Source organism: Nocardia sp. SYP-A9097 (assembly GCF_009649815.1).
GTDB lineage: Bacteria > Actinomycetota > Actinomycetes > Mycobacteriales > Mycobacteriaceae > Nocardia.
Map to the genome: position 1 here is coordinate 64,606 of NZ_WJIC01000001.1, position 11,682 is coordinate 76,287.

9 protein-coding genes are annotated in these 11,682 nt (G+C 65.4%); 3 read left to right on the forward strand and 6 right to left on the reverse strand.

The genetic code is table 11. From position 1 onward, the window contains the following. Nucleotides 1–15 precede the first annotated feature (15 nt). The gene (locus GFY24_RS00315) at nucleotides 16–1,257 is read right to left on the reverse strand and encodes a 26S protease regulatory subunit (RefSeq protein WP_153802935.1); all 1,242 of its coding nucleotides are present in this window, start codon (nucleotides 1,255–1,257) and stop codon (nucleotides 16–18) included. Between the two features lie 282 nt (nucleotides 1,258–1,539). Between GFY24_RS00315 and GFY24_RS00320 the strand changes: the two genes are divergently transcribed. Next, nucleotides 1,540–2,895, forward strand: coding sequence for a serine hydrolase (locus GFY24_RS00320; protein ID WP_228565883.1), 1,356 nt, complete (start codon nucleotides 1,540–1,542; stop codon nucleotides 2,893–2,895). A gap of 42 nt (nucleotides 2,896–2,937) precedes the next feature. Here GFY24_RS00320 and GFY24_RS00325 read toward each other — a convergent pair whose 3' ends face one another. The 3 genes from GFY24_RS00325 to GFY24_RS00335 form a co-directional block, all read right to left on the reverse strand. Next, nucleotides 2,938–4,176 (reverse strand): helix-turn-helix transcriptional regulator, encoded by a 1,239-nt coding sequence (locus GFY24_RS00325; RefSeq protein ID WP_309230239.1) that lies wholly within the window; start codon nucleotides 4,174–4,176, stop codon nucleotides 2,938–2,940. A gap of 526 nt (nucleotides 4,177–4,702) precedes the next feature. Continuing rightward, nucleotides 4,703–5,737: an aspartate-semialdehyde dehydrogenase gene (locus GFY24_RS00330; protein ID WP_153802936.1), complete on the reverse strand. Its 1,035-nt coding sequence runs from the start codon at nucleotides 5,735–5,737 to the stop codon at nucleotides 4,703–4,705. 4 nt (nucleotides 5,738–5,741) lie between these two features. Next, nucleotides 5,742–7,007 carry an aspartate kinase gene (locus tag GFY24_RS00335; RefSeq protein ID WP_309230240.1) on the reverse strand — a complete coding sequence of 422 codons (1,266 nt, stop codon included), beginning with the start codon at nucleotides 7,005–7,007 and terminating at the stop codon, nucleotides 5,742–5,744. Nucleotides 7,008–7,325: 318 nt separating this feature from the next. On the opposite strand from GFY24_RS00335, the gene GFY24_RS00340 reads away from it, so the two are divergent. Both GFY24_RS00340 and GFY24_RS00345 read left to right on the forward strand, forming a co-directional pair. Continuing rightward, a complete protein-coding gene (locus GFY24_RS00340) occupies nucleotides 7,326–7,886 on the forward strand; it encodes an SRPBCC family protein (protein WP_153802937.1) in 561 nt (186 codons plus the stop codon). 30 nt (nucleotides 7,887–7,916) lie between these two features. Continuing rightward, a complete protein-coding gene (locus GFY24_RS00345) occupies nucleotides 7,917–9,122 on the forward strand; it encodes a low temperature requirement protein A (RefSeq protein ID WP_153802938.1) in 1,206 nt (401 codons plus the stop codon). 7 nt (nucleotides 9,123–9,129) lie between these two features. On the opposite strand, the gene GFY24_RS00350 is transcribed toward GFY24_RS00345, so the two are convergent. Together GFY24_RS00350 and GFY24_RS00355 are read right to left on the reverse strand one after the other, a co-directional pair. Next, nucleotides 9,130–9,912: an ion transporter gene (locus GFY24_RS00350; protein ID WP_309230242.1), complete on the reverse strand. Its 783-nt coding sequence runs from the start codon at nucleotides 9,910–9,912 to the stop codon at nucleotides 9,130–9,132. Nucleotides 9,913–10,030: 118 nt separating this feature from the next. Then, entirely contained in the window at nucleotides 10,031–11,659 is a 1,629-nt protein-coding gene (locus GFY24_RS00355; RefSeq protein WP_153802939.1) for a GMC oxidoreductase, read from the reverse strand. Nucleotides 11,660–11,682 lie beyond the last annotated feature (23 nt).

The window sequence follows — 11,682 nt, forward strand, 5'->3', positions numbered from 1 at the left end:
TGCCGACTCCGATGCTCAGCGGAGCTTCATGCGCTTCATGTAGGTGGCGAGTTCGTCGTAGGCGCCGTCGTTATTGGCGAATTCGACTACGTTGCGGGCGGATTCGAACCAGGCGCCGGTGCTGGGGCGGATGCCGGCGAGGGCCTGTTCGATATCCGGCATGCGAATGGGGCGGATGGCGCCCGCTTTCAGGGAGTCGGCCATGGCCAGTTGGGTGGCCGAGGTGGCGATGTGCGCCAGGTCCGCGCCTGAGAAGCCTTCTGTGGCAATGGCTATCGCCTTCAGGTCGATGCCCTCGATCGGGCGGTCCTTCAGGTGGTGGCGCAGGATGGAGACGCGGGCGTCCGGGTCGGGCAGGGTCACCAGGATCATGCGGTCGAAGCGGCCGGGGCGGCGTAGCGCCACGTCGATATCCCAGGGGTGGTTGGTCGCGCCGAGAATGTAGACGCCCTCGTTATCGCCTGTCGCCGAATCCATTTCGGTGAGCAGCTGATTCACCACCGTGCGCAGGCCCGCCGAGCCGGACATCTGGCTGCGCTTGTAGCCGAGCGCGTCGATCTCGTCGATGAACAGCACGCAGGGCGCGTTGCGCCGCGCCACCTCGAAGATCTGATGCAGATTGCGTTCACTCGCGCCCAGGTGGATATCGAGGATGTCGGCGATCTCGATGGGGTAGAAGTTCGCGCCGAGCTCACCGGCGACCGCCGCGGCGATGAAGGTCTTACCGCAGCCGGGCGGGCCGTACAGCAGTAGGCCGCCGCGCGCGCTGGTCCCGAATGCCTTGGCCAGCTCCGGATTTCGGAGTGGGCCGAGCAGGGAGAGTTCGAGCTGCTCCTTGACGTCCTGCATACCGCCGACCTCGGAGAGCGACAGCTTGGGCTTCTCGAACAGGCCCACATCGCCCTCGACGACGGCCAGTGGTTCACCGTCGTCGTCCACGAAGGCGGGTTTGATGATGTCGCCGACCTCGCGTTCGGCGGCGGCCCAGTCGAAACCATTGGCGGGTTTCGGGGGCTCGGCGGGGGCGGCCGGGGCCGGACTCGCGCCTGCTGCGAGCGCGGCCGAACAGCGTTGCAGCAGCGCCATCGCCGTCACATTGCCGGGATCCTGGCCCAGCGCCGTCGCGCAGTGCGTGAGCGCGTCCGCGTAGCGCTCGCGATCGGCCAGCAGCTCCACCACGCGCAGGCGGAGGGTGAGCAGCTCCGGGTTCTGCTCGAGCACGCTGAGCAGTTCGATGATCACCGGATCGTCGGTCAAGGCTTCCCCCCCAGGGACAAGTATGGGCTTTGTTGCGAATGCTAAACGGTTCCGGTGACAGGGGCGGAATAGAACTACAACCCCGCTGGTTGACCCCCACTGTCGGCGTCGGTAACAGCCCCGGGCCGCACCCTTTGTCGCTACGAGCGACCACCCGCCGAGAGGCGCTTGTTGGGCGTCGACGCTACTTCGCGGCACCGCTGCGAGCAACGCCGCCAGGACTCCCCCCGCCTGGCGGCGTTTCGCCGTCCACGGCCGGGACGTGCGGCTAGCCTGAAACCCATGGTGCGCAAGCGCAGGGGGCTGGCCGGCGCGGTGGTGGCGGCGATCATGATCTTCGGCGGCGGGGCCGGGCAGGCGTGGCCGGAGGGAATTTCGGCGGGGGAAATTCGGTGCGCGCAACCGGAGGGGCGGGAATTCGAACGGGCAGCACCGGAACAGGCGGGGCTGGATAGTCAGCGGTTGCTGGACGCGCTGAACTTCGCGGCGAGCCGGAATCGATTGAATGTGCAGATTTTCCGACACAATTGCCTGATTGGCGAGGGGCCACAAAACTCACAAACCGGACATATTCCCTGGAATGTCTGGAGTGTCACCAAGAGCATTGTGTCGCTGCTCGCGGGAATCGCCTGGGATCAAGGGAGACTCGATATCGACGCGCCTATCGACCGGTATCTTCCGCCGGGCGTGGGTGATCCGGAACACCGGGCGATCACCGTCGAGAATCTGCTCACCGAAACCTCGGGACTGCGCATCGGACTTGTCGCCGAGGGACTCACCGGCGTTATTCCGGTGGACCCGTTCAGCGGGGTTCAGGCCCTCGGGGTGCCGTTCGACAATCCGCCGGGGAGCAAGTTCTCCTACAGTCAGCGCAATGTGGACCTGCTGTCGTATGTGATCGAGTTGGCCATCGGGGAACCGCTGCAGGAGTTCGCGCAGCGGGAACTGTTCGGGCCCATCGGTATCCAGCGCGGCGACTACTACTGGGCGCGGGACCGGTCCGGGCACACCTACGGCTACGCGCATCTGATGATCCCGCCCGATGATCTGTCCCGGCTCGGCATGCTCACCGCGAACGACGGGCGGTGGCAGGGCCGCGAGATCGTCTCGCACGCCTATCTGACCCGCGCCACCACCTCCTCGGCCACGAACAACTGCTACGGCTATCTGTTCTGGCTCGGGCCGGACTGCGCCGAGAATGCCGAATTCCTGCCCGCCGACACGTTTTCCATGTCGGGGCTGGGTCTACAGCATGTGTTCGTCATCCCCAGCCTGGATCTGCTGGTGGTGTGGACCGGGGTGTTCGGCGTACACACCGATCAGGGTGCGAGCGGAATCCTGCAGTACGGCATGGAGGTTTCGCACGAGTTCTTCCGGGAGCTGTTCGCCGCCTTCGACGATCCCCCGGTCCCCGATCCCGGACAGTTCGTGGAGCCGCCGCTGCGGTTCGACGCCTCCAAATACTTCGACGCCGATATCGCGCTCGCCGTCTTCGGCCTCGGCCCGGACGCCTACCCGGGCTGTAATGCGTTGTCCTGCTTGAACACTCCGCTCGCGCCGCCGTTCAGCGACGCACCCCCGGGCTGCGAGCTACTGGCATGCTTCGGCCCGGATCCGCGCACCCCCGGAATTCATTGAGGCGCGGCCCGGCATCCGTGGGTCCCCGAACCCACGGATGCGTCAGGGAGTGACGGCGGCGCGGCCGGCCAGTTCACGCAGATCATCGGCCGGTCGGCGGCCCGCGAACTGCAGTAGATCGCGCACCACCTCCCGGGCGCGCGGATCATGGTGCACCAGCTCCGGAGCCAGCCGCTCGGCATTGAGCAAGGCCCCCAGCGCATCCTGTGCCTGCCGTCGCTGCGCATGCGCGCGAGCCACGTCGACCAGGAAACGCGCCTGTCGTTCGGGTGAGAGCACCGAGGCGTCCACCGAGGCCGCGGTATCGAGCGCCTCACCCGCGTCACCCAATTCGACCGCCACCGCGACCGCGTGCACGGCCACACTGGTCGGACCGAATTCGGTGTCGAAATCATTGCGGCCCTCACCGAGTCGCTGCGCGGCGATGCGCGCGGCGGTCAGTCCGGTGCGCGCGGCCGTCCGATTGCCATCGGTCGCCGCGATCACCGCCAGCATGAGCTGCAGAGATCCGTAGAGCGACAATACTTCCGGACGTACCAGCCCGGCATCGGCGACCTGTGGCGCGAGCGCCGTCACCGAGACCCGAGCCGCCTGTTCGGCCTGTTCCAGCCGTTGCAATCGCAGGAAAGCCTGTGCCATGCGGTAGGTTCCGGCCACCACGCCGAGCGCGTCACCGGATTCCTCGGCCGCGGTGAGCGCCCGATCGGCGGCCACCCACGCCGCGTCGACTTCCTCCTGACGGGTGAATGCGGTGGCGGCCACCTGATAGGCGCGTGACAGCAGTGTCAGCACCTCCGGCCGTTTCGCGGAGGTGGTCCGCGCCGCGTGTTCGAGATCCGGAATCAGTTCCAGCAGAGCGCTGCCGACCTCCACAAGTCGGGACTCGTGCGCCAACTGCCATGCCAGATCGACTCGTTCTTGTAGCTCCGGCAACTCATCGGCCGACTCGCGATCGGCCTCGTCACCGAGAAGTTGCTCCAGTGCGGGATGTCCGGTGAGCAACAATCGCAGTTGTTCGAAAACGGCGGATCCGGGTCGATGGCTGTCACCGCGATCGGCGGCCATCGGTTCGGCCGCCTCGGGTCTCAGGTCTCGCACCGCGACTCCGAGGACGTCGGCCAGTCGTTGCAGTACGGACAGTCTTTCGACCGGCAGTACATCGCGTTCGACTTGCGACACCCAGCTTTCCGAGCGCCTGATCGCTGCGCCCAACTCTTTCTGCGATAGTCCCCGCCGCCGGCGCAACTCCGCTACCCGTGCCCCTAGGGTACTTTCGGCCACCGGGTCAAACTCCTTCTGCCTGATCGGCTTTCCCGGCCGTCACCGCCCGCTTGTTTCGCCGATTCCTACCATGCCCTTCTCCTTCCCAGTGGGATCTGCGGACAAGGATTCCAGACCGGGGGAGCTTACGGCGCACAGTATGGAACATGTATTTTTCTTATTGCACCGCAATTTTTCTGTGTTTAACGTTTATCGGTGACCCGTCGCACCAATCCGACGACAAGAGGTGGCACATGACCGCCGCACCGCAAACGCGCGAAGTCCATGTGCGCCTACGCTTTCCGGGTGGCATGGTGCTCGACTACCGAGCCGGGCAGGCAATTGCCGAACGGCTCGCGGCGCACTTGCGTCCGTACAGAATTGAAGTCACCATCGGGCCATCCGATACCACCCCCGAGGGTTCCCCGGTAGATCGGCTTCCACCACTACCGTGTGCGGAACTCTGGACGGACTGAAGAAGTCACAAATATGAAAAACGGACCGTTCAATCCGGAATGGATGGAACGGCCCGTTTCCGCCTACACGATCAGCGGTCCGCGATCAGAACTTCCGCGATCTGAATGGTGTTCAGCGCCGCGCCCTTACGCAGGTTGTCGCCGGAGATGAACAGCGCCAGACCACGACCGTCCGGAACGCCCGGATCCTGGCGGATGCGGCCGACGAGGGACTCGTCGATACCGGCGGCCGCCAGCGGGGTCGGGACATCCACCAGCTTCACGCCGGGGGCATTGGCGAGCAGCTTCTTGGCGGTCTCCACCGAAATCGCTTCGGCGAACTCGGCATTGATCGAGAGCGAGTGGCCGGTGAAGACCGGAACACGCACGCAGGTGCCGCTGACCAGCAGCTCCGGCAGGCCGAGAATCTTGCGAGACTCGTTGCGCAGCTTCTGATCCTCGTCGGTCTCCTCCGAACCGTCGTCGACGAGCGCGCCCGCGAGCGGGATCACATCGAAGGCGATGGGAGCGACATACTTGTTCGGAGCCGGGAAATCCACGGCCGAACCATCGTGCACCAGCTTCTCGGCATCGTCGATGACCGCGCGCACCTGGGTGACGAGTTCCTCGACGCCCGCCAGGCCGCTACCCGAAACCGCTTGGTAGCTGGAGATGATCAGCCGCTGCAGACCGGCCTGATCGTGCAGCACCTTCAACACCGGCATGGCCGCCATGGTGGTGCAGTTCGGGTTGGCGATAATGCCCTTGACCAGGTTGCGGGTGGCCTCCGGGTTCACCTCGGAAACCACCAGCGGCACTTCGGGATCCTTGCGCCAGGCCGACGAATTGTCGATGACCGTGACACCGGCCGCCGCGAAACGCGGGGCCTGGACGCGGGACATGGTGGCACCGGCGGAGAACAGCGCGATATCGAGTCCGGTCGGATCGGCGGTCTCGGTGTCCTCGACGACAATGTCTTTACCGCGGAACGGCAGCGTCTTACCGGCCGAGCGCGCGGACGCGAAGAACCGCACCTCGTCGGCCGGGAAGTTGCGCTCCTCCAGCAGCTTTCGCATGACGGCGCCGACCTGTCCGGTCGCGCCGACGACTCCTACGCGTACACCCATCGCCTTATCGCCCCGTTCCGCCGTGCACGACCGCGACCTCGTCGCCGCCGAGATCGAACGCCTTGTGCAACACCTGCACCGACTCGTCCAGGTCGGTGTCCTTGACCAGCACCGAGATTCGGATCTCCGAAGTCGAGATGAGGTCGATATTGATGCCCGCCTCGGCGAGGGCCTCACAGAAGGTGGCCGTCACGCCCGGGTGCGACTTCATGCCCGCACCGACCAGGGACACCTTGCCGACGTGATCGTCGTAGACCACCTGCGAGAAGCCGATCTCGCCCTGCTGCTTGGTCAGCAGTTCGACGGCGCGTGGACCGTCCAGCTTGGGCAGGGTGAAGGTGATGTCGGTCTTGCCGGTCTCCACCTTCGAGATGTTCTGCAACACCATGTCGATATTGACCTCGGCATCGGCGACGGCCCGGAACACCTTCGCGGCATAGCCCGGCTTATCCGGAATGCCGACCACGGTCACCTTGGCCTCGCTGCGGTCGTGCGCGACGCCCGTGAGAATTGCCTGCTCCAACGGGATGTCCTCCATCGATCCGGAAATCAGGGTGCCGGTCTTGTCGGTGTACGACGAGCGCACATGAACCGGCACGTTGTAGCGGCGCGCGTACTCGACGCAGCGCAGCATCAGAACTTTCGAGCCGCAGGCGGCCATCTCCAGCATTTCCTCATAGGAGACGGTGTCCAGCTTCTGGGCATCGGCGACGATGCGCGGGTCGGCGGAGAAGACGCCGTCCACATCGGTGTAGATCTCGCACACATCGGCATTGAGCGCGGCGGCCAGCGCGACGGCGGTGGTATCGGAACCACCACGACCCAGCGTGGTCACGTCCTTGCTGTCCTGGCTCACCCCCTGGAAGCCCGCGACCAGCACGATGGTGCCCTCGGCGAGTGCGTTCTGCACGCGACCCGGAGCGACATCGATGATCTTGGCGTTGCCGTGCGTGCCGGTGGTGATGACACCGGCCTGGGAACCGGTGAAGGACCGGGCCTCGGCACCGAGGGAGTGAATGGCCATGGCCACCAGCGCATTCGAAATGCGCTCACCCGAGGTGAGCAGCATGTCCATTTCGCGGGCGGGCGGTGCGGGAGCAACCTGCTGGGCCAGATCCAGCAACTCGTCGGTGGTGTCACCCATGGCGGAGCAGACGACCACCACATCGTGGCCCTGCTTCTTCGTCTCGACGATTCGCTCGGCGACCCTGCGGATGCGCTCGGCGGTGGCGACCGAGGATCCTCCGTACTTCTGGACGACGAGAGCCACTGCGGGAATCCTCCAAGATCGACAAACTGCTGCTACCGACCCACAAGACTACCGGGCAGCCTCCGGCGACCCGGCGAGGGTATTGAACAATCGGCCGCGCTCGATCCGATCACGAACGGCGACACCGATGAGCGAACGCTCATGTGACCTGGGTCACTAAATCAGGAAATGAAACTTGCTCACGGGCGGGTTCCGATTCCATTGCAAGACAGTGACATTCACAATTCCGGCGGTACGGACAGGACCGGGCGGTCTGGGACACAGTTGACTCGCGGAGCGACGCTGGTCACAATCGGTGCCCAAGCTGGAGGGTAGGCAATGCGCACGAAAACTGATCACCGCTTCATCATCGACATCGATCTCGATCAGGTGATGGAGGCGTTGCTCATGGTCGAGCAACTTCCCGACTGGTCCCCGTCATACCAGGATGTCCGGGTCGCCACCCGCGACAAACTGGGCCGCCCCAAGCGGGCCTATGTCTCCGCGACGCTCATGGGCCGGCCCGACCGTCAGGTCGTCGAATACACCTGCGGTGAGAACCGGGTCGCCTGGAAGGTCTCCGAATCCAGTGCCGGGGCCGGCGGCCAGGGCTGGTTCGAACTCACCGAAACCGACGACGGCGGCACCGAGGTCTGGTACCACACCGAGCTCTACCTGCCGATTCCCGCGCCCGGCATGTTCCTCAAGCGCACCGCGCGCCGCGAGGGCGAGGCCACCGTGGAGAACTTCATCGCCTTCGTCGAATCGGTCACCGGCGTCGAAGGACTCGGTGAAGTCGAGGAGGCGCCGTATGTCGAACCGGTCGGGTACGAGCCCACCAGCTATGTGCAGCCACTGAGTTACGGCGGCCGGTTGGAGCCGGGCTTCGGGACCGCGTAAACAGGGGTTCCTGCTGGCAGTATGTCCAGTATGCCTGGTGCGCAACGAAAGCGGATAATGCCGGTGGCGCGAGACGCCTCGGTCACCCAGCTGGAACTCTTCTTCGACCTCGTGATCGTCTTCGCGTTCACCATGGTCACCGATCTGGCCGCGCACGAGACCACCGCCGTGAATCTGCTTCGCGCCCTGGTCATCCTGATGCTGCTGTGGTGGATGTGGATCGGCTACTCCTGGCTCGGCAATGTGGTCAAGGCCGATGAGGGCATCGCGCGGGTCGCCATGTTCGTGGCCATGGGCTCGGCCTTCGTCATCGCGCTGACCATTCCCGAAGCCTTCCATGATCTTCCGGGCGGCTGGTACGGGCCGCTCGTCTTCGTCATCGCGTATCTCGTGGCGCGCTTCGTACACCTGTGGGTGTTCTGGATGGCCAGCGCCGATGACGAGAAACTGCGCGGACAGGTCATTCGCTGGGCCACCGGATCGCTCACCATCAGCGCGATCCTGCTGCTGGCCGGTGTGCGCAGTCACGGCGACTGGCAGATTCTGTTCTGGCTGGCCGCGCTCGCCGCGGAGATGCTGTGGACCGGATTTTCCGGCAATGACTGGGTGCTCAACTCCGCCAAGCACTTTGCCGAACGGTACGGGCTGATCGTCATCATCGCGCTGGGCGAATCCATCGTCTCGATCGGCGTGGGCGTGGCCGGACTGCCGATCTCCTGGGCCATCACCCTCGGTTCCATGCTCGGTCTCGCGGTCGCGGGGCTCATGTGGTGGGCGTACTTCGATGTGGCGGCCCTGGTGGTCGAGCACGAGATGGAGCACGCCACCGGCGAGCGGCGGGTGCAGATCGCGCGCGGCTGCTACACCTACTGGCACTTCCCGATGATCGCCGGAATCGTGGCCATGTCACTGGGATTGAAGAAGGTGCTCGGCTATGTGGGCGGGGCGCAAGGACATTCGCTCGAGGACAAGCTGTACGGGATACCGCTGTATGCCCTTTACGGGGGCGCTGTGGCCTATCTGCTGGCGCTGGCGGGTTTCCGGTACTACGCGACACATAAACTGCTGATTCCGCGTGTGGTGGCCTCGGTGGCGCTATTGGCGCTCATCCCGCTCGCCACGGCCCTGCCCGCACTGACCTCGCTCGGCATGCTGTGCATGGTGCTGCTGGCCATGATCGTCTGGGAGACAATGCGATACGCGCAGAAACGCGATCACATCCGGCACGGCGGGTAACCGAGAACTATTGCGGGGTCCGGTGATTCACCGACTCCGGCACCCGCGCCCCGGTCCGCACCGACTCCCGCATCTGATCGATGTTCTCCCGCAATACATCCGCCACCAGCTCATCGGTGCGCGGATCGGCCAGCACCTGGAAGACCAGCCGGAAACTGGCATCGGCGATACCGCGAATGATGTCCTCGTGGAACGGGAGATAACGCACCCGGCCCAGGGCGGGATCCTGGCGAATGAGCTCGAGCATCATCTGATCGAGCTCACCCCGGTTCTCCTCCAGCGCATTGGCGATATTGCGGGTGTAGTGGCCGGTGCGCAGCACCTCGCCGACCTCGTCCAGCACGGCCATGGCCACCGGGCGCTTGATGGTCTCCACAATGACCCCGACCGAACGATTCACCACCGCCGCCGTGACCCGGTCACCGAAGGCGCGATCGGCCACCCGGCCCACCCGGACCGCGATCACCACGATCCGCAACAGCCGGAAGCCGCGGAAGAACGGGCTGGTGACCGGGATCATGCCCAGCACCTCGTACCAGTAGATGAACGGGAACGTCCAACTCCAGCCCTCACGCCGCCAGCGCCACAGGAATTCGGCCAGGAAGATCGCGCAGATGCTGTAGTCGACGATCCGGATCACGTGGTACGTGTGGTCGGAGACGTGGAAGAACGTCACCCAGACCACCAGCACCACCGACACCACCGCCAGCGCGAGCATGAACAGATCCGTCCACAGGGCGGGCGGCTTGTGCGGGAACTCCCCCGCCTCCGGTGCGCTGGTCTCGCTCACGCCGACCCCTTCCTCATCGAACGGTCATGGGCCAGCGTAATTGCCGCGACGGAATATGCCCCGAATGCCGGGACCAGGCTGCGCTGCGCACCCGGCAACATCGCAGCCCGCGAGCCGGCTAACTGCCCGCGCGAACGATCGCCTCGATATTGCGTTCGGCGAGCGCGGTAATGGTGAGCGACGGATTCACCGTCGCGGTACTGCCGGGGATACCCGCGCCGTCCATCACATACAGGCCGGGGTGGCCGTGCACGCGACCGTTCGCATCGGTCGCCCGGCCGTAGACCGCGCCACCGAGCGGATGCGCGGTGAAGAAGGCATTGGCGTCATAACCGATGGGCCCGTAGTCGACCGGCGAGTTCGAGCGGTCGGCGATCCGGCGATCGACCGCGTGGGCCGCCGCCATCACCCGATCCTGTACGCCGCGTGGCCAATTCAGGCCGACGGTATTGTGCGCGCGGTCGTACACGAAGCGGGCGCGGGTCGGATCCAGCACGATACCGAGCGACGCGATGGCCATGGTGTCCACCGGAATGCCTGGGATAAACCAGTTTTCGAGAGTCAGCGGGGTATCGCTCTGGTCGTGGATGCGGGTGGCGCTGGGTACGCCGCCGCCGGTGAGCGTCGGCTCGTCGACGCTACGGGCCAGCACCACATCGCCGTTCGTGCCCCAGCCGTCGCCGATGTACTCATTGAGATTCGGCAGCGTGCCGGTGGCCTGGGCACGCACCAGTAGTTCGGAGGTGCCGATCGAGCCCGCGCCGAGGAACAGCCGATCACAGGTCAGGGTGCGGGTGCGCAGCACCTGACCGCTCGGGGCCAGCTTGGTGACCGACACCACGTATTTGCCGGTGCCGTCCTGACCGATCGAATCCACCCGATGCCCGGGGAAGATTCCGGTGCGGCCGGTGCCCTCGGCGTAGCGCAGATAGTTCTGATTGAGATCGAACTTCGCGCCATTGGAGTTGCCGAGATTACTGCGCGCGACGGTCGCCGAAGCCCTCGAGGTGCCGGCCAGTTCGGCGCGCACCACATCCCAGTTGAAGATCGAATCATTGGGTATCGGGTCGTAACCCGCCGTGCGCACCTGCCGATCCCACACCCGCGAATGCGAGAACGGCGCGGTGTTGTAGATATCGGCGGGCATTGCACTGAGCCGCAACACATCCCGCACCCGCGGGTAGTAGACGCGATCGAGTTCTTCGTAGTCGGCGATACCGCCGTACAGCGAATCGAACAGATACCTCGGCGGCGCGACCATGGCCCCGCTGAATATCACCGACCCACCGCCGACCGCCGCACCGCGCCACACATCGATTCCGCCGAACTCGGTGACATCGAGTACCCCGCCGAAATCGGCGAAGGTCATCGGCACCTTGGTGACGCCGGTGAAGCTGGTGCGATGCCAGAAGCCGCGGCCGTCCGGCAGATCGTCGCCGGTGAAGATCTCCCGATTGGGATCATTGGGCCAGCGAGATCCGCGCTCCAGCACCGTATTCCGCACGCCCGCCTGGGCCAGCCGCAAGGCCGTCACGGCCGCACCGAATCCGGAGCCGATGACGATCGCCTCGGTGTACTCCGGCGGATCCGGCAGCGGCGCAAAGATTTCCGGCACCCAGCCCTCGAACAGTGCGTTCCACACCGGATTCGCCGACGCGGTCCCGGCGCCGCGCGCGGCAACCCCCGATCCCATGCCCGCGAGCAGAGCCGCTACCCCCGCAGCCTTCAACACGGCGCGCCTGCGCAACCGGCCACCTCCTTCATCAAGTA